The following is a 23,979-nucleotide window of genomic DNA, read 5'->3' as shown; positions in this document are numbered from 1 at the left end:
CCCAGGTGACAAACATGCCCGAGCGCTCGGAACTCGCCAATTTGATCTTCGGACGGCTGACGTGGGAAGCCATCCCGCTGCATGAGCCCATCCTGATCGGCACCTTTGCTGTGGTGGTGCTGGGCGGGCTGGTGCTGGTCGGCGCGGTGACCAAGTACGGCCTGTGGGGCTATCTCTGGCGCGAGTGGTTCACCAGCATCGACCACAAGAAGATCGGGATCATGTACGTGATCCTGGGCATCATCATGCTGCTGCGGGGGTTTGCCGACGCGGTCATGATGCGCATCCAGCAGGCCATCGCCTTCGGCGACAACGCAGGCTACCTGCCGCCGCACCACTACGACCAGATCTTTACCGCGCACGGCGTGATCATGATCTTCTTCGTGGCCATGCCGCTGGTCACGGGGCTGATGAACTTTGTCATGCCGCTGCAGATCGGCGCGCGCGACGTCGCGTTTCCGTTCCTCAACAACTTCAGCTTCTGGATGACCACGGGCGGCGCCATCCTGGTGATGATGTCGCTGTTCCTCGGCGAGTTCGCGCGCACCGGCTGGCTGGCGTATCCGCCGCTGTCCGGCATCATCCACAGTCCGGATGTCGGCGTCGACTACTACATATGGTCGTTGCAGGTGGCCGGGGTCGGGACATTGCTATCCGGCATCAACCTGCTGGTGACTATCGTCAAGATGCGCGCGCCAGGCATGACGCTGATGCGCATGCCGATCTTCACCTGGACCGCGCTGTGCACCAACGTGCTGATCATCGCCGCTTTCCCGGTGCTGACCGCCGCGCTGGCGCTGCTGTCGCTCGACCGCTACGTCGGCACCAACTTCTTCACCGCCGACCAGGGCGGCAGCGCGATGCTGTACGTCAACCTGATCTGGATCTGGGGCCACCCCGAGGTCTACATCCTGGTGCTGCCGGTGTTCGGCATCTTCTCCGAAGTGGTCGCCACGTTCTGCCGCAAGCGCCTGTTCGGCTATGCGTCGATGGTCTACGCCACGGTGGTGATCACGGTGCTGTCCTACCTGGTGTGGCTGCACCACTTCTTTACCATGGGGTCGGGCGCGAGCGTCAATTCGTTCTTCGGGATCACGACGATGATCATCTCGATCCCGACCGGCGCCAAGATCTTCAACTGGCTGTTCACGATGTACCACGGCAAGATCCGCTTCGAGGCGCCGATGCTGTGGACCATCGGCTTCATGGTCACCTTTGTCATTGGCGGCATGACCGGGGTCTTGCTGGCGGTGCCGCCGGCGGACTTCTCGCTGCACAACAGCCTGTTCCTGATCGCCCACTTCCACAACGTGATCATCGGCGGCGTGGTGTTCGGGCTGATGGCCGGCATCCACTACTGGTTCCCCAAGGCATTCGGCTATCGCCTGGTCTCGTCCTGGGGCAAGGCCTCGTTCTGGTTCTGGCTGACCGGCTTCTACTTTGCCTTCATGCCGCTGTACTGGCTGGGGCTGCTTGGCGTGACGCGCCGGATGAACCGTTTCGACGATCCGTCGCTGCAGATCTGGTTCCAGGTCGCCGCCTTCGGCGCCGCGCTGGTTGCCATCGGCATCGCCTGCTTCATCATCCAGCTGGTGGTCAGCTTCCTGCGCCGCGATGAGCTGCGCGACCTGACCGGCGACCCGTGGAACGGCCGCACGCTGGAGTGGTCCACCTCGTCGCCGCCGCCGCAATACAACTTTGCCTTCACGCCGGTGGTGCACGATACCGATGCCTGGTGGCACATGAAGCAGAACGGCTACCAGCGGCCGCTGCAGGGCTTCAATCCCATCCACATGCCGAAGAACACCGCGGCCGGCATCGTGCTGGCGGGGCTGTCCACGCTGTGCGGCTTCGCGCTGATCTGGCACATCTGGTGGCTGGTGGTGGCGTCGTTCGCGGCGATCATCATCGGCGCGATCATCCATACCTTCAACTACAAGCGCGACTACTACATTCCGGCCGAGCAGGTGGTCGGGACCGAATCGGCGCGCACACAACTGATGGCTGGCCATGGCTGAGACCACCTATCCCCAGTACGTGAGCGGCACCTCCGCGGCGGATGACATGCCGCCGGGGGGCTTCACCTTCCACCTGACCGAAGAGCACCACCCGCAGAACGGCACGCTGCTCGGGTTCTGGCTCTACCTGATGAGCGACTGCCTGGTCTTTGCGTGCCTGTTCGCGGGGTATGGCGTGCTGGGCCGCGAATACGCGGGCGGGCCGACCGGGGCCGAGCTGTTCGAGCTGCCGCTGGTGGCGCTGAACACCACCTTCCTGCTGTTGTCGTCGATCACCTATGGCTTTGCCATGCTGCAGGTGCAGCAGAACCGGATCGCCGGCACGCAGATCTGGCTGGCGATCACCGGCGTCTTCGGCGCGGCCTTCCTGGCGGTCGAGCTGTATGAGTTCGCGCACCTGATCCACCAGGGCGCCGGCCCGCAGCGCAGTGCGTTCCTGACCTCGTTCTTCGCGCTGGTCGGCACGCACGGGCTGCACGTGACCTTCGGGATCATCTGGCTGGTCGTGCTGATGACGCAGGTGGCGCGGCACGGGCTGATCACCGCCAACAAGCGCAGGCTGATGTGCCTGTCGATGTTCTGGCACTTCCTGGACGTCGTGTGGATCGGCGTCTTTACCTTCGTCTACCTGATGGGGGCCCTGCCATGAGCGCGCACGACGAGACGCTGGACGGCCACGGGCATGGCCACGAGCACGAGGAAGACGTGGGGCCGCACGCCACGCTGGGCGGCTACCTGACCGGCTTCGTGCTGTCGGTCTTCCTGACCGCGATACCGTTCTGGCTGGTGATGGGCGGAGTGTTCGAAAAATCCCGCACCACGGCCATCGTCATCCTGTTGATCGGTGCGGTGCAGATCGTGGTCCACATGATCTACTTCCTGCACATGAACGCCAAATCGGAAGGCGGATGGAACATGCTGTCGCTGATGTTCACGCTGACGCTGGTGGTGATCACGCTGACCGGGTCACTGTGGGTGATGTTCCACCTGAACAGCAACATGATGCCCAAGATGCATCACGAGCGCACCGTGGAGCCCGGTGCGACCATCGTGCCGCCCAAGACCCCGTAGCCCCGTAGTCCCGCTTGCAAACTAATGGGCCGCTGCCTTCTGTGCGCGGCCTTGCGTACGCGGCTTCGCCGCGTGGGCTCCCGCTGCCCCGACCAGCAGCCAGCAGCACAGCTGCACCGAACGCTCCATCAGCCGGCGGCGCCCGGCGCTGTCGGCTTCGATGTAGTCGACGCACTGGTGGAACAGGTGGGGCACGACATAGGCGCAGAATTCATCGACGAGCGGTCGCGAGAGCTGCGGACAGAGTTCGAGCCGCTCGATGTCGTCGGCCATCTCGGCGGCGATGTCGTGCAGCACCGCGCGGATTGCCGCACGTAGCGCCGGCTGCGGGCCGGTGATGCCGCAGACGCCAACCACGAACGCATCGGGGTGACGCCGGGCATACAGGAACAGCGCCTCGCACGCGCGGCTGGCCACCTCGTTGGGGTTGTCGCGCGCCGCGGCCCAGCGCACCGAGCGCAGCATCGGGCGCAACTCGGCGCTGGCCTCGGCCACTGCAGTCAGCGCCAGGTCTTCCATGTCGTGGAAATGCCGGTAGAAGGTATTGGGGTTGAGGTCGGCTTCGCGCGCGATTTCGCGCAGCTTCAGGGCCGCGAAGCTGCGCTTGGCGGCGGCCAGCTTCAGCGCGGCGTCGATCAGGCGGCGTTTGCCGTCGGCAATGGCTTCCATGCGGATTAGTAGTGATGCTCGGTTTTTGGTCGACACGCTGCGTTGACACGGTGTCTACGCTTGTCTACCCTTCGCCGGGTGTAGACAATTGTCTACGTTAGACGAAGCGGCGGCAGATGGCAATCGCCCCGCCGGCCCCCGGACCTCACTACAAATAGCGCAGATCGCCCCCGAGTCATGCCGCAGCCTACCGTGTCACCGGGCACCGAAGCCCTTGCCCAGCCAGCGCATCCCGCCGCCCCGACCGCGCCCGAGCCGATCCCGCGCGATCCCGGCTGGCCCCTGGTCGGCAACCTGCTGCAGATCAAGCCGGGCACGGTGGGGCAGCACCTGCTGGCGCGCAGCCGCCACCATGACGGCATCTTCGAACTGGACTTCGCCGGACGGTGCGTGCCGTTCGTGACGTCGGTCGCGCTGGCGGCCGAGGTGTGCGATGCGGCGCGTTTCCGCAAATACATCGGCCCGCCGCTGTCCTACCTGCGCGGCATGGCCGGCGACGGCCTGTTCACCGCGCACACCGACGAGGCCAACTGGGGCAAGGCGCACCGCATCCTGATGCCGGCGTTCAGCCAGCGCGCGATGAAGGGGTATTTCGAGGTGATGCTGCGCGTGGCCAACCGGCTGGTCGATAAATGGGACCGGCAGGGCCCCGACGCTGATATCGCCGTGGCCGACGACATGACGCGGCTGACGCTCGACACCATCGCGCTGTCCGGCTTCGGCTATGACTTCGACTCGTTCGCCAGTGCGCAGCTGCACCCGTTTATCGAGGCCATGGTCGGCGCGCTGGGAGAGGCGATGTCCAGGCTCACGCGCCTTGGCCTGCAGGACCGCTTCATGCACGCGGCGCACCGCAAGTTCGACGAAGACACGCGCTTCATGCGCGAACTGGTCGACGACGTGATCAGGCGCCGCCGCGCCGCCGACGAAGGCGGGCGGCAGGGCACCGCCATGGACCTGCTCGGGCTGATGCTCGAAGCACGCGATCCCGACACCGACCAGCGCCTGGACGACGAGAACATCCGCAACCAGGTCATCACCTTCCTGATCGCCGGCCATGAGACCACCAGCGGGCTGCTGACTTTCGCGCTGTACGAGCTGCTGCGCAATCCCGGCGTGATGGCGCAGGCGTATGCCGAGGTGGATGCGGTATTGCCCGGCGACGCTGCGCCGGTGTATGCCGACCTGGCGCGGTTGCCGGTGCTCGACCGCGTGCTCAAGGAAACGCTGCGCCTGTGGCCCACCGCGCCCGCCTTCGCCGTCGCGCCGTACGCGGACACGCTGCTCGGCGGCCGCTACCTGATCCGCAAGGACCGCCGCGTGTCCGTCGTGCTGACCGCGCTGCACCGCGACCCCAGGGTCTGGGCCGATCCCGAACGCTTCGACATCGACCGCTTCCTGCCCGATAACGAAGCCAGGCTGCCGCGCCACGCCTACATGCCGTTCGGCAATGGCGAGCGCGCCTGCATCGGCCGCCAGTTCGCGCTGACCGAGGCCAAGCTGGCGCTGGCGCTGATGCTGCGCAATTTCCAGTTCACCGATGCGCACGACTACCAGTTCCGCATCAAGGAAACGCTGACGATCAAGCCTGACGGCTTCACCGTGCGCGCGCGCCGTCGCCGGCCGCACGAGCGCATCGTCGGCATGCCGGTCGCCGGAGCAGAGCAGGCGCCGCCGGCTGGCGCGGAAGTGCGGGGCGCGGGACGGGCGCTTGCGGTGCTGTGCGGATCCAGCCTGGGCACCGCGCGCGAACTGGCCGAGCAGGTCCACGCCGGCGCGCTTGCAGCGGGCTTCGACGCCACCTTGCGCGACCTCGACGAGATTGCCGATGCGTTGCCGGCCAGCGGCCTGGCCGTCATCGTTGCCGCCACCTACAACGGCCGTGCGCCGGACTCGGCGCGCCGCTTCGAGGACCTGCTCAACAGCGGCGCAGCCAGCGACTACCGCGCACCGGACCTGCGCGTTGCGGTGCTGGGCTGCGGCAATTCGCAATGGCCTACGTACCAGGCCTTCCCGCGCCGGGTATTCGAATTCTTCGCCAGCGCCGGCGCCACGCCACTGCTGCCGCGTGGCGAGGCCGATGGCAACGGCGACTTCGACCAGGCCGCGGAACGCTGGCTGGCGTTGCTGTGGCAGGCGCTGCAGGGCGGCGACGCCGCCAGCGCCTTGCCGCAAGTGCCAGCAGTGCAGGTACAGCTGCGCGGCGTGGCTGAGATCCGCGCGACGACGCTGCCGCCCAATGCGCAGGGCTTCACTGTGCTATCGAACACCGAACTGGTGAACGATCCCGACGGCCTGTGGGACTTCGCGCGCGAGGCGCCGCGGACATCCACGCGCGACATCCGGCTGCGCTTGCCGGAAGGCGTGCGCTACCACACCGGCGACCACCTGGCCGTCTATCCGCAGAACCAGCCTGAAACTGTCACGGCGATTTGCGAGCGGATCGATGTCGACCCGGACGCCATCGTCACCTTGTCCGCCGCGCCAGGGGCGGCGCGCGGGCTGCCGGTTGGCGAGGCGCTCTCCGCGCGGCAGCTGCTGACGCATTTCGTGGAGCTGCAGGACGTGGTGTCTCGCCAGACGCTGCGCAGCCTCGCACAGGCAACGCCTTGCCCGTTCACGCGGCAGTCGCTGCAGCAGCTTGCCTCGGACGATGAAGCGGCTGGCTATGCCGCACAGGTGGTGCAGCGCAGGCTGGGCCTGGGCGACATCCTCGACCGGTTCCCTGCGATCGGACTGGCCTTGGCCGGCCTGCTCGCCTGCACGGTGCCGATGCGGCCACGGTTCTACTCCATCGCGTCGTCGCCGCTGGTCTCGCCGGATGTGGCCACCATCACCGTCGGCACGGTCTGCGCGCCGGCGCTGTCTGGCCGTGGCCTGTTCCGTGGCGTCGCGTCCACCTGGTTGCAGGGCCTGGCGCCGGGCGCGGTGGTAGCGGGCGCGATCCGCACGCCCCATCCGCCGTTCGCACCCGAAGCGCCGGACGTACCGATGATCCTGGTCGGGCCCGGGACGGGCATCGCGCCGTTCCGTGGCTTCCTGGAGGAACGCGCGGCGCAGCAGGCCGCGGGGGAGGCGGTGAGGCCGGTGCAGCTGTACTACGGCTGCCGGCACCCTGCGCACGACTGGCTGTACCGTGACGACGTCGCGCGCTGGGAAGAGCAGGGCGTGGCCGAAGTCCATGCGGCGTATTCGGTCGTCGATGGCGCCCCGTGCTTCGTGCAGGATTTGCTCTGGCAGCGGCAGGCGGACGTCTGGGCGCAGCTGAACGCAGGCGCTGTGTTCTATGTTTGCGGCGACGGCCGGCACATGGCGCCGGCGGTCAGGCAAACGCTGATCCGGATCGCCGCGGAGCAGGGCGGGATGACGGAAGCGGCGGCTTCGGACTGGCTCGCGGCGCTGGTTGCGGCGGGGCGTTATCGGCAGGACGTGTTCAACTGACCAGCGTACGTACCCGCCCCCGGGCGAAAGCCGTCAGATCACAGGGACATGCAACTGGCCATCGGTGCCAAGCACACGGCCATCCGGCGTCGCCGGCAGATGGGTGAGCTCGAACGCCAGGATCTGCGGCGGCGTGCGATAGATGCCGCCGTGAATCGAAGACATGGCGCTGGTGTCGAGGGTGCGGTAACCGGCAAGGTCGCGGATGATCAGGGTACTCATGGCAGTTCTCCCAAGGATTGGCGAGCGGGGCGCTCTGACCGGGAATCGCAATCATCGTGCCTGTCGGGGGTTGGCGCAGCTTTCAACATGCCAGCGGCTCGGGGGTGATGCTGACGGCGCGCGCATCCCATGCGGTGTTGGGTGGCGCCGTACACTGGTGCGATCAGGGATGGGCGGAGTACCAACACCGGCGTGTTCGCTCCCCGTCTCCGGCACGGCCAGCAAGCGGGCGCCCTGGCCGGCACTGAGTCCCTGGATGGAAGGGTTAGAATCCTCGCGCAGGCCCACAGACCGCAGGAGAACTCATGTTTGACCACGTCAAGTTCGGCGTCAGCGACTATGCAGCGAGCAAGGCGTTCTTCCTCAAGGCACTAGAACCGCTCGGTGTTGCTGTGGTCTCGGAGGGGGTGCCGACGTATGGTGTCGAGCTTAGCTCGAAGCGCAAGGCCTCATTGTGCCTGTTCCAGACCGAGGAGAAGCCCGCGCATCTTCACCTGGCATTCACGGCCGAGAATCGCCAGCAGGTCGATGCTTTCTATCGCGCGGCGCTGGAGGCGGGCGGCAAGGACAATGGAGCGCCTGGCCTGCGCCCGCACTACCACGCGAACTACTATGCAGCGTTTGTCATTGGCCCGGACGGGCACAACATCGAAGTGGTTTGCCAGGAGCCCGGAGCGCTGACGTAGCCTATCCCGCAGAGCCCGCGGGATGAGCAGGACTGCGATGGGTGAGAAGCCCGCTTCCGCTCTGTCGAAACTTCTGCCCGATCACCCGCGCATCCGCAACAGGTCGCCGTAGGAGACCAGCTTGCGTTTCTCATTGGAAAGCGTCTTTCGCTTGTTCGTCGGGCGGGCTGGCTGGCCGCGCTCGAACTTGGCGGCGGCACGCGCGTCCTCGCGCGCGAACGCCTGCGCGGTCCTGGTTTCCGCCTTCAGGCGTTCGGCTTCCAGCCGCGCGGCTGCGCGCTCTTCGCGGGCAATATCCTGCACGGCCGACATGATTTCGGCCCTCAGCAGTTCGCGCCTCTTCCTTGCGGCGGCGCGGGCAGCCTGCAATTGCTCTTTCCTCTGGCGCAGCCAGTCCCTCCGGTTGACCGGCGCGGGCCTGGCCTCTGGCGGCACGCTCAGGCGCAAGGCCCTGCTGGTTGAAACCTTCTCGGCCAGCGTGCGCTGCGTTTCCCGCTTCGCATCACTCACGCTGCATCACTCTCCCGGCACCAAACAAATGCGCCCCATACATCACCAGTCGAAGTCCGTGAAATCATGCTGCCAACCTTACCATAGGACTCCATCCCGGGCCTGAGGGCGGCCAGAAGCCAGTCCGTGCCGGGACAGTCACAGGCTGCATAAATGCAGTACAGGACCAGGTCACGACACGGCCTATCCCGATCTATTGGGCTGTCTGGCGCAACGGCCGGAATGCCGACCTGACCTCCGCACTGAACAACTCCGGCTCTTCCCAGGCCGCAAAGTGACCGCCCCTGGCGACCTGGTTGTAATAGACCAGGTTGGGATACGCCCGCGCCAGCCAGGCCTTCGGTGGCCGGTAGACCTCGCCGGGAAAGACTGTCACTGCCGCCGGAACGGTAACGGGGCCGGTCCTTGCCGGTGTGTTGCTCGTTTCCCAGTAGATCCGTGCGCTGGATTCGCCGGTGTTCGTCAGCCAGTAGAGCGAGATATTGTCGAGGATCGCGTCACGGCCCAGCGCCCGTTCGGGATCGCCGCGCGTGTAGACCCAGTCGGCCAGCTTGTCATAGATCCAGGCCGCCAGCCCCACCGGCGAATCGGCCAGGCCAATGCCGATGGTCTGCGGACGCGTCTGCATCAGGGCGGCGTAGCCGAATCCCTTGTTCAGGAAATCCCTGGCCTCGTCGAACACCTGCTTTTCCCCGGCGCTCAGGTTAGAGGGTGCGGGCTCGCCGGTCTTCAGCGCCATGGCGAGCGCGGGCGGCAGCGTCGTGCCGCGTTCGATTCGGTTGACGTGGATGCCGAGCAGCCCTTCGGGCGCGGCGCGGCCAAGTGCGTCGGAGATGATCGCGCCCCAGTCGCCGCCTTGCGACAAGTAACGCGCATAGCCAAGCCGCTTCATCAGCACGTCCCACGCGCGGGCGATGCGGTCCGCATTCCAGCCGGTGTCCTTGGGCTTCTGTGAAAAGCCGAAGCCCGGCAGCGATGGGATCACGAGATGGAACGCATCGGCCGCGCTGCCGCCGTAAGCGGTCGGATCCGTCAACGGGCGGATGCTGTCGAGCAGTTCGAACACGGAGCCGGGCCAGCCGTGCGTCATGACCAGAGGCAGCGCGTTCTCATGGCGCGAGCGAACATGGATGAAGTGGATGTCCACACCGTCTATGTTCGTCACGAACTGGGGCCAGGCATTCAGCCTTGCCTCGGCCTTGCGCCAGTCATGCCCCGTGGCCCAGTAGCGCACGAGCGGCCGCAGCTTGTCGACTTGCACGCCCTGGGACCGGTCCGCGACGGTTTCCGGATCGGACCACCGCGTCGCCATCAGGCGGCGGCGCAGATCGTCCAGCGCCGGCTGCGGAATGCGTGCGCGGAACGGGCGGATCGCATCCGACGCCACGGCGCGCGCTGGCGCGGGCTGCGCGGCGAAAGCCAGGCGTGACGAAAACAGCGAGAGCGCCGCACTTGCCACGCCGCCCAGCAATAGGGACCGGCGCGACGGGTCGGTGGCGTTATTCGACGATTTGGCGTTCATGGAATGCTCTTTCATTGCGCGTTCGTCGGGCGGGACGGCTTGGCGGGTACCAGCAGCGCTCGATATCGGTATGGGGCTGCGTGTTCAGCATGGGCAGGCTGCCGCCGGCAATTGGCAGGGCGGAAAAGTCGGGACATGTTCATGAGGCAGGTTTGGAACAGGATGGTCCAGAGTGAGAGTTGGTTTGCCACGCGGAGTCGAGCGTCGCCGGGGTGGCCGTACCGGCGGCGCGATGCAGGCGGACTGGATCGGACTGCTGACTTGTGCCGCCTGCTGATGCGATTCAACGAAATGCGGCGCGAACGTCTGCCTCGGTTCGACGGGGATCCTGCAGATGCGGGTAGTGCCCGATGCCTGGCAGAACGGTGAATTCCGCATGCGCCTTCTGCGCGAATTCGATGCCCATTTCTTTCCGGATATAGAGGTCCTTCTCGCCCCAGACCACCTTGACCGGTGTCTTGAGCCGGTGCAGGTTCGTCTCCAGGTACGCCTGGTCCCGCGTGAAGTGCGAGTAGTAGTGATAGAAGGCGTCGGCAGACGTCATCGCGCCGTGGCTCCATCCGCGCGCCATGTCGTCCTGGAGCTCTGGCGGGATGTCGAACTGCTCGTGTGCCGGCAGGCCGCGCCGGTAGGCGTTCCTGAGGACATCGTCGCGGTTCTTGTTCAGCTGGACGCGAGCCAGTTCGGCCGACTGCTGCGATTTCAGGCTTTGCAGGCTTTCGTACATGTACTGCGGCCTGTCGAACGGGGCGAAGTCGCCGACGATGATCGCTCTTGCAATGTCCGGCGCCTCGAGCGCGAGCAGCAATGCCGGCAGCGCGCCGATATCGGTGGCGTAGATGACCAGCTGCGACGTGTCGATGCCAGCCTTGCGGATGTATGCCTGCAGGACACGGGCATAGTCCCGGGGCGCATAGGAGAACCTGTCGGCAGTTGGACGCGATGAGAGCCCGTAGCCAGGCCAGTCGATGGCATGCACTTCGAATTCGTCGCCCAGCGACTGGGCGATGTCCTTCCATGCGTACAGCGTTTCCGGGAATCCATGCAGGAACAGGACGGTTCCCTTGGCGCCGGGCTGGTGCACGACCATCCGTCTCAGCGAAATGTCCGCGTCAATTTCGATCCATCCGATTTCGGGCTGTGGCGCAGGCATCCTGGCGCCGGGGGCGGCATGGGCGATGGCCGACGCCATGGCAGCGCCAAGGATGAACACGAAGGCAAGCAGCCGCTGCAGCAGGGGTCTGGGCATGTCAGTAGTTCGTGGAAACGGCATGCGGCATCAATGGACCCAGCGCTCGACCTGCGCTTGCAGGCGCGGCCCGACCAGCAGGATCGCGGGGATCACGATCACATAGCCGATGCCCCACGAGCGCAGCCAGGTCAGCGCAAAGCCTTCCGAGAATCCCATGTTGAGGGCAAGCAGGGCGAACGAGATGATCCCCGTCGTCACGACACCCATCGACAGCGCGAAGGCGACTTTCCGTTTCAGTTGCACGTTCATGGCTACTTCCTTTCCGTAAAAAATACCGATTGGTATATTTTTGCCCAAAAAAAATCAGGTGAGATCGATGACGGTCTTCTTCACCGCCGACATGACGGCCTGGTTGTAGGCCGCGTTGTCGGTGAGCCGGGAGATCATGATCGCGCCTTCGATCAATGCGATCAGCGTGATGGCAGTCTCCTCGGGGTTGACGTCCTTCCGGAACTCGCTGGAGGCAATGCCGGCCTTGATGACCGAGACGAGATTCGCCTTCCAGCCCCGGAACGCTTCCATGGCTTTGTCGCGCAGGGCAGGGTGGGTGTCGTCGGCTTCAATCGCAGTGTTGAGCAGCGGGCATCCTCCCTTCGGGAAGCACGCAGGAAGATTCCCCAACACGCCAGTCAGGGCAAGCAGCTTTTCCTTGCTGGTGCTTTTGGTGGCCATCTGGTCCCGAACCGCGGCTTGCGCCTGCTTCCAATTGTGGTCGAATGCCGCCAGCGCTACCTCTTCCTTGTTGGCAAAGTTGCCATAGACACTGCCCTTGGTCAGGCCGGTGGCCGCGGTCATGTCTGCCAGCGATGTTCCGGCATAGCCCTTCGTGTTGAAAATGGGCGCTGTCTTCTCGACGATCAGCTGGCGGGTGCGTTCGGCTTTGTTCATGCAGGCCAGAATATACCAATCGGTATTTTTGTCAAGGACAGGCGCCAATGTGAAGGCGGGTACATGCCGCATAAGGCTTTGCCGACACACGCGCAGTCCAGTCTCATTTCCCGCTCCCTTCCTCCTTCGCCGTTTCAGTGGATCGTTCGCAAAAGCGCAAGCCCGGCGCGCGGGTTCGCTTTGCGTCACCGGCGAAAAAAGATCTTGCGCATTTAAACTACGACTCATATGATCGTAGTTAAGGGTCGTCGCTTCTCGCACCGGCCCTGTTACATGAAACCGAGGTTTGATTCAGGAGCTTGAGGATGTCGAAACGTATTCTTGTCATTGGCGCCGGCTTTGCCGGCATGTGGAGCGCACTGGCTTCGGCCCGTCTGCTTGACCAGGTCGGGCGCACCGACGTGGAAATCGCGCTGGTCGCACCGGAACCCGAACTGCACGTCCGCCCGCGTCTCTATGAGCAGAACCCGAACGGGATGAAGGCGCCGCTGCAGGAGATCTTCAAGGCCGTGGGCGTGCGGTTTATCCGGGGCAAGGTGGAACACATCGACGTCGCGAGCCGCGAAGTGAGCATTGCGGCCGCCGGTGGGGATGGCTCGTGCCAGCGCGTCGGCTATGACCGCCTGGTGCTCGCAGCGGGAAGCCGGTTGTTCCGTCCGCAGATTCCCGGCCTGGACCAGCATGCGTTCAATGTCGACCAGATCGCCGACGCCGCGGAGCTCGAATCGCATCTGCATGGGCTGGCCAGCCGCCCGGAGCGCGCCGGTCGCAATACCGTGGTGATCGCGGGTGCCGGCTTCACCGGCATCGAGACTGCCGCGGAAATGCCGGCCCGCCTGCGTGAAGTCCTGGGCGAGGACGCCGCCGTGAACGTGATCATGGTGGAGCGCAATGCCGAGGTCGGACCTGACCTGGGCGCGGGGCCGCGGCCGGTGATCACGCAGGCGCTGACCGAACTGGGCGTGACCTGGAAGCTCGGCTCCGGCGTCGCGGCCGTCGATGCGACCGGCGTCACCCTCGAGAACGGCGAGCGCATCGAGGCGGATACGGTGATCTGGACCGCCGGCGCCCGCGCCAGCGAGCTCACCGCGCAGATTCCGGGCGAGCGCGATGGCCTTGGCCGGCTGCACGTCGACCGCGATCTCAGGGTAAAGGGTGTCGAGTCGGTGTTCGCCACCGGCGATTGCGCCTACGCCGCGACCGATGACGAAGGCAACTTTGCAGCAATGTCCTGCCAGCATGCGATGAACCTCGGCCGTTCGGCAGGGCATAACGTGGCGGCGGACCTCGTGGGTGAGACGCTGATCCCGTATAGCCAGCCGAAGTATGTGACCTGCCTGGACCTGGGGCCGTGGGGTGCTGTCTACACGGAAGGCTGGAACCGCCAAGTCAAGCTGACCGGAGGCGTCGCCAAGGCGCTGAAGACGCGGATCAATTCCGAGTGGATCTACCCGCCGAGCGCGGACCGCGCCGAAGCGCTGGCGCTGGCTGACCCGCGCCGGATCGTTGTCGCCTGACGGGGCGCAGGAAGAGAAGAGGGCGATCCGGTGGGTCGCCCTCTTTGCATTGGTTCAGCCCTTGTTCGACCGGCTGGACTGAGCGGTGACACCGGCCAGGACAGCCGCGTGTGCCGCCGGGCGCATAGCGGAACGCGATCCGGCGAGCGCCGTCCGGCCTATACTTCGCCGTGGATGATGTAATACGTATCCAAGCCGTTACCTCGCGCAAAGGTCGGCCTGTGCCCGACTTGCAGCGGGGAACCACGAAACGACGCGGGCTATCGCCCCGTCATCTCCTCGGGAGGGGAATGTGGAACAACTGCTGGTTGACGCGGTAATCTTCCTCGCCGCGGCGCTGATCGCCGTGCCGCTGTCGGTGCGCTTCGGCTTTGGCTCCGTGCTGGGCTACCTGGTTGCGGGCGCGGTGATCGGCCCCTGGGGGCTGAGGCTGGTCACGGACGTCAACTCGATCCTGGACGTGTCCGAGCTGGGCATCGTGCTGATGATGTTCATCATCGGCATTGAAATGGACTTCGAGAAGCTGTGGGCAATGCGCCGCTCCATCTTCGGCTACGGCGGGATCCAGGTTGCGCTGTGCGCGGCGCTGCTGGCGGTAATCTTCATTGTCTTCGGCGTGCAGTGGCGCGTGGGCGTGGCGGCCGGCTTCGCGCTGTCGCTGTCTTCCACGGCGATGGTGATCGCGATCCTGGAGCAGAACCGGCTGATGGAGGCGCCGGTCGGGCAATCCAGCTTCGGCATCCTGCTGTTCCAGGACATCGCCGCGATCCCGATGATCGCGCTGTTGCCACTGCTTGCGCCGGTTGCGGCGGGCGACGGCATGTCGGGCGGGTGGGTTTCGGCGGCAAAGGCGCTGGCCATGATCGCGGCGGTCGTCCTCGTCGGGCGCTTCGTGCTCAAGTACGTGTTGCGCATGATCCAGCGCAGCGGCACCCGCGAGATCTTTACCATCTTTGCGTTGGCGTGGGTCATCGGCATCGCGCTGCTGATGCATGTGGTCCACCTGTCGATGTCGCTTGGCGCCTTCCTGGCCGGCCTGTTGCTGGCCGGGTCCGAATGCCGCCACGAGATCGAATCGGACATGGCCCCGTTCAAGGGCATCCTGCTCGGCCTGTTCTTTATCGCAGTCGGCATGTCGATCGATTTCTCGGTGCTGGCCAACAGGCCCCTGCTGGTGGCGGTGCTGGTAGTCGCGCTGGTAGTGGGCAAGTTCCTCGCGCTGATGTACCTGGCGAACCAGATCGGCATGCCGCGCCAGCATCGCGTCTACTTCGCCATCCTGCTGTCGCAGGGCGGTGAGTTCGCCTTTGTCGTGATGGGCGCCGCGCAGGCGGCGAACCTGATCGATGCCGAGCAGCTCTCCGTCGTCACGGTCGTCGTGGCGCTGTCGATGGCGACGACACCGCTGCTGTTGCTCGCCCACCGCAAGCTGCCCCGCACTCGCGCGGCACCGCGGCAGGCCGAAGCGGATGGCCAGTAGCCTGCCGGGCTTGCCTGCGCCGCAAGCCAACCGATCGCGCCATGGAGGTGCCATGCGATGACTGTCCTCAACTGGCTGCGCCGTCGCGGCAAGCATTCTGATGGAGCGCGCGATGCGGAGCGCGCCGCGCTGGCGGAGCGCGTGACCCGGCTCTGTCCTTACGTGCGGCTGGTCGGCGGCTATCGCAAGCGGCTTGCCCCGGCGCTGGCCATCGCAGACCGGTACGTGCGCGATGTCGTGGCGGGTTTGCCGCCGGCTTCGCCAGCAAGCGAAGCCACCTGGAACAGCGATCCGTACATCCATGCCTTCTTTGCCACGGCCCAGGACGTCATGCCGGTATTCAGCCGGTCATCGGACCTGCGCGACTATTTCAGCGGCTCGGCGTCCGCCACCGAGGCCTATTGCGTGCTCGGGATGGAAAAGCAGGAACGCCGCACGCTGGGCGTGGCGCTGGAAGGCGATGTGATGCGCACGGAGGTGCCCCAGACCACGGTCAGCTTCGTCGATCACCGGGTCAGGATCTGCGCAGCGACCGAAGCGGCGCTGCGCGAGGAAATCGCCTGCCGCATGCTGGACCAGTTCGCGTTGCAGGCACTGGCCGAGGTCGCCGGCGGCACGACCCGCCGCGACCGCATCGAGCGCGAACAGGCGTTGCTGACCACGCGGCTGCACCTGCTGGAGAAGCAGGGCGTCGGCATGCGCAGCGTGCTTGGCGAAAGCGCCGACACGCAAGCCGACGAGTCGGAGCGGCTGCGCGAGCAGGTGGCACAGAACGAGGCCGCGCTCGCCGCCCTTAGTGAAGCTGAAGCGCCTGACGCACCGGGCGGCCGGGCCGGCATGCCGGACAGGCAGCTGCAGGCGCTGGTCGACGTGCTGACGCATGCCGAAGCCAGCTTCGCGGTGGAGCGGGAGGCGGTGCGGCTGAGCCCCATGAACATCGTCGTGCCGCCGGGCAGTGCCGGGCCCGGCGCGGACCTCCAGTTGATGACCGCGCGGGTTCCGGGGAATCCGCCGCTGGTTCGCACTTTCTCGCTGGTGTGCGTGGCCCGCGTCGGGATGCTGTCGCCGATGCAGCTGCTCGACGAGGCTGCTCGCATGCTGTGACGCTAAAATCGCCTCGATCATGGTTTCATCACAGAAGGCCTAAGCGTGGCACTCCAGCAGGGTTTCATCCTTACCCGGCATTGGCGCGATACCCCGGCCGGCACCGAGGTCGAGGTCTGGCTGGCCACCGACGAGGGGCCGCGCCGGCTGCGCCTGCCGTATCAGCCGTCGATCGCATTCATCCCCGAGGCACAGCGCGAACGTGCCGAGGCGCTGCTACGCCGCGAGCGCGAGGTCGAGTTGCGCCCGCTGAAGCTGCAGGACTTTCGCGGCAGGACGGTCATGGGCCTGTATTGCCAGCAGCACCGGCAACTGATCCAGCTCGGCCGTTCGCTGCGCGACGCCGGCATCGACGTTTATGAAGCCGATATCCGCCCGCCCGAGCGCTACCTGATGGAGCGCTTCATCACGGCGCCGGTTTGGTTCGAGGGCGAACCGGACAGCGACGGCGTGCTGTGCAGCGCCCAGCTGAAACCCGCGGCGGACTACCGGCCCACGCTGCGGCAGGTGTCGCTCGATATCGAAACCAATGCATTTGGCGAGCTTTATTCGATTGCGCTCGAAGGCTGCGGCCAGCGCCAGGTCTACATGCTGGGCGCTGCGCCGCAGGAGCCGGCCGCTGCCGATTTCTCCCTTGAATACTGCGCGACACGGCCAGAGTTGCTGGAGAAGCTGAACCAGTGGCTGGCCCGGCACGACCCCGACGCGATCATCGGCTGGAACCTGGTCCAGTTCGACCTGCGCGTGCTGGTCGAGCATGCGCGGCGGTTCCAGCTACCGCTGCGCCTCGGCCGCGGCGGCGCGGAGATGGAATGGCGCGAGCACAACGCGCAGCAGCACTATTTCGCCAGCGCGCCGGGCCGGCTGATCATCGATGGCATCGAGGCGCTGCGGTCGGCCACGTGGAGCTTCCCTTCGTTCAGCCTGGAATCGGTGGCGCAGGCGCTGCTCGGCGAGGGCAAGGCGATCGACAATCCGTACGACCGCATGGATGCCATCGACCGCATGTTCGAGCAGGACAAGCCGGCGCTGGCGCGCTATAACCTGCGCGATTGCGAGCTGGTGACGCGCATCTTCGAAAAGACGGAGCTGTTGTCGTTCCTGCTGGAGCGCGCCACGGTCACGGGGCTGGCGGCGGACCGCAGTGGCGGTTCGGTGGCGGCCTTCACGCATCTCTACATGCCGCTGATGCACCGCCAGGGCTATGTCGCGCCCAACCTCGGCGAGCTGGCGCCGGAGGCAAGCCCCGGCGGCTTCGTCATGGATTCGCGCCCGGGACTCTATGAGTCGGTGCTGGTGCTGGACTACAAGAGCCTCTATCCGTCGATCATCCGCACCTTTCTGATCGATCCCATCGGCCTGGTCGAGGGACTGGCGCATCCGGACGATGCCGACTCGGTGCCCGGCTTTCGCGGCGCCCGCTTCTCGCGCACGAAGCACTGCCTGCCGGCGATCGTCGCGCGGGTCTGGCAGGGACGCGAGGCGGCCAAGCGCGACCGCAACAAGCCGCTGGCGCAGGCGCTCAAGATCATCATGAATGCGTTCTATGGCGTGCTGGGGTCAAGCGGGTGCCGTTTCTTCGATCCGCGGCTGGCCTCGTCGATCACCATGCGCGGGCACGAGATCATGCGGCAGACGCGCGCGCTGGTCGAGGCACGCGGTTACGAGGTGATCTATGGCGACACCGATTCCACGTTCGTGTGGCTGCGCCGCGCGCGCACCGAAGCCGATGCGCAGCAGATCGGCCGCAGCCTGGTGGCCTACGTCAACGACTGGTGGCGCGACCACCTGTGGCAGACCTATGGCCTGGAAAGCGCGCTTGAACTGCAGTTCGAGACCCACTTCCGCCGCTTCCTGATGCCGACCATCCGCGGCACCGACCTTGGCAGCAAGAAGCGCTACGCCGGCCAGGTGGAGCGGCCAGACGGCACGGTCGAGATGGTGTTCAAGGGGCTCGAGACGGTGCGCACCGACTGGTCGCCGCTCGCGCAGCAGTTCCAGCAGACGCTTTATGAAAAGGTCTTCAACCGCGAGCCGTACCAGGACTATGTGCGCGACATCGTGCGCCGCACGCTGGCGGGGGAGCTCGACGCGCAGCTGGTCTATCGCAAGCGGCTGCGGCGCAAGCTGGAGGAGTACCAGCGCAACGTGCCGCCGCACGTGCGGGCCGCCCGCATCGCCGATGATTACAACCAGCGCCACGGGCGCCCGCGCCAGTACCAGCAGGGCGGCTGGATCAGCTATGTGATGACCATGGCAGGGCCGGAGCCGCTCGAGTGCCGTTCGGCCCCGATTGACTACGACCACTACGTCGGCAAGCAGCTGCAGCCGATTGCCGACGCGATCCTGCCGTTCCTGGACGATGATTTCGAGCGGCTGCTGACGGGGCAGATGACGTTGTTTGCGCAGTAGGGCAGCGTTGCCGCCCCGGGCACGTCAGTCGCGGATACTGTTTATCGCGGCCATCAGGTCATCAGGATGGACCATCAGTTCGCGCACTTGCCACAGCGTGGGATATTGGTTGAGCACGCTGTGCCAGCGGGGCGATTCCAATAGCTGGTGCCAGACCGGCTCAAGTACGGCCATATCCGCGGTATCCGCGGTATCCGAGGTTTGCGCAGTTTGCGCGAGCGCCAGCGCGCTGGCGAATTCAAGGCTGGCGTGCGCCGACAGCAGCTGCATCCGGCTGGCGGCACCGAGCAGGCGCGGTCCGGCTTCGGCTGGCGCATCACAGCAATACAGCACCGTGCCGGCAACGCCGGCCGCGTCGGCGCGCAGCGCGCTCAGCGAGGCACCATGGAGGCGTACCGTTCCTTGCCGCGTCTCGAACGCATAGACCGCGTCCTTGTCGGCATGCGCCAGCAAGCGCAAGCCGCGCAGCAGCTTGGGCAGGTCGGTAGTGGCGGCATCGACGGAGGCCTTGGCCTCCGCGAGCAGGCAGATCTCCCAAACCGGTATTTCCTCGATCGGCGGCAGCTGCCTGAGCAGGACCGCATCCCATTCGGTCTTGGCGCGTTCATGCTCGGCGGGGATCGAAGCCGGTACGCGCATCGAGGTCACGACGCGGTATGACGCGCTCGCTCGCTCGGCCTCATTGAGTCGCTGCGCCAGTGCCTCCAGTGCCTGTGCGGTCTGTGCTTCGGTGGCAGCGCCCCGCTGGCGGGCGGCAACGCCTTGCGCACTGGCGCCGGCGCTGCCGGAGCGGGGGCCATGCCGTTCCCACAGCAGCTGGTACTGGTGCACCTGGTCATCGGACGCCAGCGCATCAAGACGCTGCAAGCGCTTCAGCGCGGGACTGTCGAGCAGCCTGGCGAGGCCCGGGGCCCCGTTCGCGATCTCCGGCAGATCGGCCAGGCTGCGCACGGCATCGTGCAGCGCGGACCACGATGACGCGGCGGCGCAGGCGTGGAGCCGGGCCAATGCCTCGCGCCACGGACCTGGCACGAGGCGTTGCTGCCGGCCCGGATGGGCGATCGCATTGACGGCGGCCCGGATTTCGCGGCGGTCCTGGTCGGCGCCCGCGGACAGCGAGGCGTACTCGCGCACGTGCGGCGCCCGGTGCCGCATGACCATGGCCAGGAACACCGGGTCGCCCGCATCCGCGCGCAGCGCTTCGCGGATCAGTTGCGCGAGCGCGTCGATGAAGCGTTCCTTCAGTGCCGCGGCGGGTGCTTCGCCTCGTGCCACGGTGGCGCGCGCCTGTTCGATCGCGAGCGCGAGCGTGGTGGCCGGGCTGGGCGACTGCCGTTCGGAAATTGCAGCGGCACTGGCCGGCAGGCGGTAGCGGCGCGCGACGGTGCGAAGCGTTGCATCGAGTAGGGAAGGTGCGGGCAACGGTGGCATGGCAGAGGACGGCACAGGGGTAATCAAGGGCGACGCACGCGGACCTGGTCAAGTCTCGGCAATCCACAACGGTTTGTCCATCGCCGGGACGGCTCACTGTACGTTAGATCCGGTTTTTCGGCATACGGCGCGTTGCCGGCAATCCGGCCGCGAGCGCCGCTGGCCGCATGGGCGTCGCGGCGTTTCCACAGCCCGGCTCGTGTGCTTCCTTATTCGCCTTGCGCCGTAATAGAATCGGGCCTTTACAAAATACCGTGCGGGGTACCGACAGGCTTGACGCGCCCTGTCGTCATGGTCCCGGCATGACAACGATTCCCGGCGACAGCGTGGCCGGGCAGGGCGGGTCGATTCACCGTATGCACGCATTCACGTATGACGCCGTCCTGGCGAATGACGAAGCGGAATGGGCCCGCGACGACGAGGCGGATCGCGCGCCGCCATCCCCCGCCGGGCGGCACGGTTGGGCCTTGCTGGAAGCGTCGGAAGGACTGGCCCTGCATGTCAGCGCGACCGGCCAGATCCTGCACGCCACCCGTGCGTCGGGGGCGCTGCTGGGCCTTCCGTACGAGTACCTGGCCCGTGCGGCCATGCGCGACATTCTTCCCCTGGGCGAATACAAACGCACCGCCGCGCTGTGGCAGGCCTGCCTGCTGGATGGCCAGGCCCGCCGGACCACCGTCCGGTTCACGGATGCCTCGGCGGGAAGCCGCTATCTCGATATGCGGATCCGCCGCGACGCCGACGAGGCGGGGCAGGCGTCGCTGCTGCTGTTCGGGACCGATGTCACGGCGTGGACGCAGAAGCTGCAGCAGCTGACGGAACAGTCGCAGATCGATCCATTGACCGGGATCGGCAACCGCGACCTCATTCGCGGCCGGATTGAACAGTACCTGGCCGGGCAGCATCCGGCGGGACACCGGCTCGCTGTCGCGCTGATGGACCTGGACGGGTTCAAGAAGATCAACGATTCCCTCGGGCATGGCGCCGGCGATGCCTTGCTGAAGGAAATGGCGGCCCGTTTGCGCGGCGTGCTGCGCGGGACGGACACCGTGGCGCGGCTGGGCGGCGATGAATTCGTCCTGCTGCTGGAAGACATCGCAACCGACGAGGCCGCCGCAGACATCCTGGACCAGGTCATGCGGATTTGCCGGCAGCCCTTCCAGCTATCGGCGCGCCAGATCCGAGTCACCACCAGCATCGGGCTGGCCTTCGCCACCGGCGGCGAGGATTCCGACGCCGAGTTGCTGCGACGCGCCGACCGGGCCATGTACGAGGCGAAGGCGCTGGGCGGCAATCGCTGTTTCCGCTATTCGCCGGAGTTCGACGAGAAGCTGAACGAGCAGTTCCGCATCGAGCAAGACCTGTTCGAGGCCGTGCATCACGGCGAATTGTCGCTGCAGTACCAGCCCATCGTCAGCCTCGACGGCAGCAACCTGTGCGCGGTCGAGGCGCTGATGCGATGGGAGCGGGCCGGCCGCGCCGTGTCTCCCGAGGTTTTCGTGCCGGTCGCGGAAAACAACGGCCTGATCCATCATCTCGGCGCCTGGGTGCTGCGTTGCGCCTGCGCCCAGCTTGCCATGTGGGATGCGAAGGGTGCGCAGGTCGGCTACGTGTCGGTCAACGTGTCGCCGGTACAGTTCAGCCATCCCGGCTTCGCCGACCAGGTGCGCAGCGCGATCCGCGATACCGGTGTCAGCGCCGGCCGGCTGGTGCTGGAAATTACCGAAGGCGCGCTGATGATCGATCCCGAAGCGGCGGGCAGCGTGCTGACCGAATTGCGGGCGCTGGGCATCCGCTTTGCCGTGGACGATTTCGGCACCGGCTACTCCAGCCTGTCGTATCTGCGCCGGTTTCCGTTGTCGGCACTGAAGATCGACCGCAGCTTCGTCGCCGACATGGCCGACTCGCCGCACGCGCAGACCATCGTCTATGCGGTGCTCTCGCTGGCGCGCGAGCTTGGGCTGGCGGCAATCGCCGAAGGCGTCGAGACGGCATGCCAGCGCGAGCTGCTGGCCGCGCAGGGCTGCGAGATGGCGCAAGGCTGGCACTATGGGCGCGCGATGAGTCCCGCCGACCTCGAGGCGGCTTTCGCCGCGGGCAGGTGGCGCCTGGACGCCCCGACCTTGTTGCCGCGGTGAGGCATGGCCATGGATAAGCAGGAGGCATTCCTCGACCAGCTATGGGCCAGGCTCGCCGAGCAGGGCGATTTCCCGACGCTGCAGTATTGCATCGATCATGTCTTCAGTTCGCTCGATGCGGAGCGGAACGTCGGCGAAATGGCCAGCAGCATCCTGTCGGACTTCAGCCTGTCGCAGAAGATCATCCGGCTGTCCAATTCCGCCATGTACCGGTCGTTCGGCGGCGAGGTCACCACCGTTTCGCGCGCGATCATGGTGCTGGGGGTGGATACGGTCATCCACCTGACGCTGGGCGTGCGCGTGCTCGACTTTTTCCAGACCATGCCGGAAAACCGGCCACGGGCCGCGCAAGCGCTCAAGCAGGCCATGGTGGCGGCGGAATTCACCCGGACACTGGCCGAAGCGCGCGGCATCGCCGACGGGGAAGAGGCCGTGGTTTGCACGCTGATGCACCATGTGAGCCGGCTGCTGCTGGTCCTGTATGTGCCGGAGGCGTGGGACCGCATTGCCGCCATGTGCGAGGCCGGCGAGCAGGCCGGCGCGCAGATCGGCGAGGACGATGCCTGCCGCGAAGTCCTGGGCGTGTCGCTCGGCGAGATCGCCCGGGCGGCTGCCGTCAAATGGCGCCTGCCTCCGCTGATCGCCGGCGCCATGAGCGCGCCCCCGTTGCCGGAAGGCGCCATGCCGGAGACGCATGCCGGCTGGCTGGGCGCCGTTGCCCGGCTGTCGTCGCAGGCGGCCGCTTCGATCCTGGCGGGGCAGGATGATCCATTGGCCGAAAGCCCTGTTCGGGCCAACAGTTCCCTACGCGCCGACAGTCCGCTGCAGGCCGCCAATCCGTTGTTGGCCGCGGCGCAACGGCTCGGCCTGGAGCCGGCGCATCTCGGGCAGGCGCTGGCACAGGCCAGGGCGCTGACGACCTCGATGGCAGCCACGGACGCCGCCAGCCAGGCCGGCGACGACGCCGGCCAGCAAGGCAGCAAGCCCGCCGATGCGCTGGCCAGGCTGCAGCGCGCCGTCGCGGAAGTCCGGCAGGAGGGCGGGGCGATGTCCATTGCCGAGCTGGCGCCCTTTGCGCTGGAGTCGGCAATGCGCGCGCTGAACTTCTCGCGCTGCTTCCTGATGCTGCTCAACCCATCGGCCAGGCGCTTCGGCGCGCGGCTCGGCTTTGGCGAGGGCATGCGCGAGAAGCTCGACCAGCTGTCCTTCGAAGAGGGCTTCGTTCCGGACGTGTTCCACTTCGCCACGCTGGCGGACCGGCCTTTGCTGATCGAGGACACCTTTGACAGGGAGGCCGCGCACCGCGTGCCGCGCTGGTATCGCGAAGCCATGCCCGATGCCCGCGCGCTGCTGCTGATCCCGGTGCGGGTGCGCAATCGCTGCGTGGCCCTGATCTGCGGCGACTGGGGCGACGCGCGCTTCACCGGTGCGCTGAGCGCGGAGGAGGCCGACGCGATCGTCCAGCTGGCGGCGGAGATTTCGGCCGGCTTCCTGCGGTCGGCGCCGGCGCGATAGGCGGGCAGGGCAGGCGCGGCTGGCGGCGCCGCGCTCACGCGGGAAATGGCCTGGAACAGCCCGTTCCAGGCGGCGTCGCCCCACGGCGTGCCATAGACGGAAT

At 66.5% G+C, this 23,979-nt stretch carries 19 protein-coding genes; 11 read left to right on the top strand and 8 right to left on the bottom strand.

What is annotated here, in order from left to right; translation table 11 throughout:
* The first annotated feature begins 14 nt into the window (after positions 1 to 14).
* Genes cyoB through cyoD form a run of 3 tightly spaced genes read left to right on the top strand, consistent with a single transcriptional unit; the run spans position 15 to position 3,089 of the window.
* A complete protein-coding gene (gene cyoB / locus E1J61_RS17600; RefSeq protein WP_133095318.1) occupies positions 15 to 2,018 on the top strand; it encodes a cytochrome o ubiquinol oxidase subunit I in 2,004 nt (667 codons plus the stop codon).
* Positions 2,011 to 2,667, top strand: coding sequence for a cytochrome o ubiquinol oxidase subunit III (cyoC, locus tag E1J61_RS17595; RefSeq protein WP_133095317.1), 657 nt, complete (start codon positions 2,011 to 2,013; stop codon positions 2,665 to 2,667). The genes cyoB and cyoC overlap by 8 nt, the downstream gene beginning before the upstream one ends.
* The gene (gene cyoD / locus E1J61_RS17590) at positions 2,664 to 3,089 is read left to right on the top strand and encodes a cytochrome o ubiquinol oxidase subunit IV (RefSeq protein WP_133095316.1); all 426 of its coding nucleotides are present in this window, start codon (positions 2,664 to 2,666) and stop codon (positions 3,087 to 3,089) included. The genes cyoC and cyoD overlap by 4 nt, the downstream gene beginning before the upstream one ends.
* Positions 3,090 to 3,110: 21 nt before the next feature.
* Here cyoD and E1J61_RS17585 read toward each other — a convergent pair whose 3' ends face one another.
* Entirely contained in the window at positions 3,111 to 3,758 is a 648-nt protein-coding gene (locus E1J61_RS17585) for a TetR family transcriptional regulator (RefSeq protein WP_133095315.1), read from the bottom strand.
* Positions 3,759 to 3,935: 177 nt separating this feature from the next.
* Between E1J61_RS17585 and E1J61_RS17580 the strand changes: the two genes are divergently transcribed.
* Positions 3,936 to 7,199, top strand: a complete 3,264-nt coding sequence (locus E1J61_RS17580; RefSeq protein ID WP_133095314.1) for a bifunctional cytochrome P450/NADPH--P450 reductase — start codon at positions 3,936 to 3,938, stop codon at positions 7,197 to 7,199.
* A 33-nt stretch (positions 7,200 to 7,232) separates the two neighbouring features.
* Here E1J61_RS17580 and E1J61_RS17575 read toward each other — a convergent pair whose 3' ends face one another.
* The gene (locus E1J61_RS17575) at positions 7,233 to 7,421 is read right to left on the bottom strand and encodes a hypothetical protein (RefSeq protein WP_133095313.1); all 189 of its coding nucleotides are present in this window, start codon (positions 7,419 to 7,421) and stop codon (positions 7,233 to 7,235) included.
* Between the two features lie 305 nt (positions 7,422 to 7,726).
* Between E1J61_RS17575 and E1J61_RS17570 the strand changes: the two genes are divergently transcribed.
* Positions 7,727 to 8,107 (top strand): VOC family protein, encoded by a 381-nt coding sequence (locus E1J61_RS17570; RefSeq protein WP_133095312.1) that lies wholly within the window; start codon positions 7,727 to 7,729, stop codon positions 8,105 to 8,107.
* Between the two features lie 81 nt (positions 8,108 to 8,188).
* Here the strand turns inward: E1J61_RS17570 and E1J61_RS17565 are convergent, their stop codons facing one another.
* The 5 genes from E1J61_RS17565 to E1J61_RS17545 form a co-directional block, all read right to left on the bottom strand.
* Positions 8,189 to 8,617 carry a hypothetical protein gene (locus tag E1J61_RS17565; RefSeq protein WP_133095311.1) on the bottom strand — a complete coding sequence of 143 codons (429 nt, stop codon included), beginning with the start codon at positions 8,615 to 8,617 and terminating at the stop codon, positions 8,189 to 8,191.
* A 193-nt stretch (positions 8,618 to 8,810) separates the two neighbouring features.
* Entirely contained in the window at positions 8,811 to 10,139 is a 1,329-nt protein-coding gene (locus tag E1J61_RS17560) for an epoxide hydrolase family protein (protein WP_133095310.1), read from the bottom strand.
* Between the two features lie 283 nt (positions 10,140 to 10,422).
* Positions 10,423 to 11,388: an alpha/beta fold hydrolase gene (locus E1J61_RS17555; RefSeq protein WP_133095309.1), complete on the bottom strand. Its 966-nt coding sequence runs from the start codon at positions 11,386 to 11,388 to the stop codon at positions 10,423 to 10,425.
* Between the two features lie 30 nt (positions 11,389 to 11,418).
* Complete coding sequence (locus E1J61_RS17550; RefSeq protein ID WP_133095308.1) at positions 11,419 to 11,640, bottom strand: DUF2798 domain-containing protein; 222 nt, start codon at positions 11,638 to 11,640, stop codon at positions 11,419 to 11,421.
* Between the two features lie 54 nt (positions 11,641 to 11,694).
* Positions 11,695 to 12,279 (bottom strand): TetR/AcrR family transcriptional regulator, encoded by a 585-nt coding sequence (locus E1J61_RS17545; RefSeq protein WP_133095307.1) that lies wholly within the window; start codon positions 12,277 to 12,279, stop codon positions 11,695 to 11,697.
* A gap of 305 nt (positions 12,280 to 12,584) precedes the next feature.
* On the opposite strand from E1J61_RS17545, the gene E1J61_RS17540 reads away from it, so the two are divergent.
* The 4 genes from E1J61_RS17540 to E1J61_RS17525 all read left to right on the top strand — a co-directional run bounded on the left by E1J61_RS17540 (position 12,585) and on the right by E1J61_RS17525 (position 18,792).
* Positions 12,585 to 13,796, top strand: a complete 1,212-nt coding sequence (locus E1J61_RS17540; protein WP_133095306.1) for an NAD(P)/FAD-dependent oxidoreductase — start codon at positions 12,585 to 12,587, stop codon at positions 13,794 to 13,796.
* Positions 13,797 to 14,088: 292 nt separating this feature from the next.
* Complete coding sequence (locus E1J61_RS17535; RefSeq protein WP_133095305.1) at positions 14,089 to 15,276, top strand: monovalent cation:proton antiporter-2 (CPA2) family protein; 1,188 nt, start codon at positions 14,089 to 14,091, stop codon at positions 15,274 to 15,276.
* 57 nt (positions 15,277 to 15,333) lie between these two features.
* Positions 15,334 to 16,380 carry a hypothetical protein gene (locus E1J61_RS17530; RefSeq protein ID WP_133095304.1) on the top strand — a complete coding sequence of 349 codons (1,047 nt, stop codon included), beginning with the start codon at positions 15,334 to 15,336 and terminating at the stop codon, positions 16,378 to 16,380.
* A 45-nt stretch (positions 16,381 to 16,425) separates the two neighbouring features.
* Entirely contained in the window at positions 16,426 to 18,792 is a 2,367-nt protein-coding gene (locus E1J61_RS17525) for a DNA polymerase II (protein ID WP_133095303.1), read from the top strand.
* Positions 18,793 to 18,816: 24 nt separating this feature from the next.
* Here E1J61_RS17525 and E1J61_RS17520 read toward each other — a convergent pair whose 3' ends face one another.
* The gene (locus E1J61_RS17520) at positions 18,817 to 20,223 is read right to left on the bottom strand and encodes a 3-deoxy-D-arabino-heptulosonate 7-phosphate synthase (RefSeq protein ID WP_133095302.1); all 1,407 of its coding nucleotides are present in this window, start codon (positions 20,221 to 20,223) and stop codon (positions 18,817 to 18,819) included.
* A gap of 167 nt (positions 20,224 to 20,390) precedes the next feature.
* Here E1J61_RS17520 and E1J61_RS17515 point away from each other — a divergent pair, with 167 nt between their 5' ends.
* Positions 20,391 to 22,361 carry a bifunctional diguanylate cyclase/phosphodiesterase gene (locus tag E1J61_RS17515; RefSeq protein WP_243736905.1) on the top strand — a complete coding sequence of 657 codons (1,971 nt, stop codon included), beginning with the start codon at positions 20,391 to 20,393 and terminating at the stop codon, positions 22,359 to 22,361.
* Between the two features lie 9 nt (positions 22,362 to 22,370).
* Positions 22,371 to 23,876 carry an HDOD domain-containing protein gene (locus E1J61_RS17510; protein ID WP_133095301.1) on the top strand — a complete coding sequence of 502 codons (1,506 nt, stop codon included), beginning with the start codon at positions 22,371 to 22,373 and terminating at the stop codon, positions 23,874 to 23,876.
* The last annotated feature ends 103 nt before the right edge of the window (positions 23,877 to 23,979 follow it).

Source organism: Cupriavidus sp. L7L, assembly GCF_004353535.1.
Taxonomy (GTDB): Bacteria; Pseudomonadota; Gammaproteobacteria; order Burkholderiales; family Burkholderiaceae; genus Cupriavidus; species Cupriavidus oxalaticus_A.
Note: the sequence above shows the minus strand (reverse complement) of the source record. Positions and strands in the feature narration are given on the sequence as shown.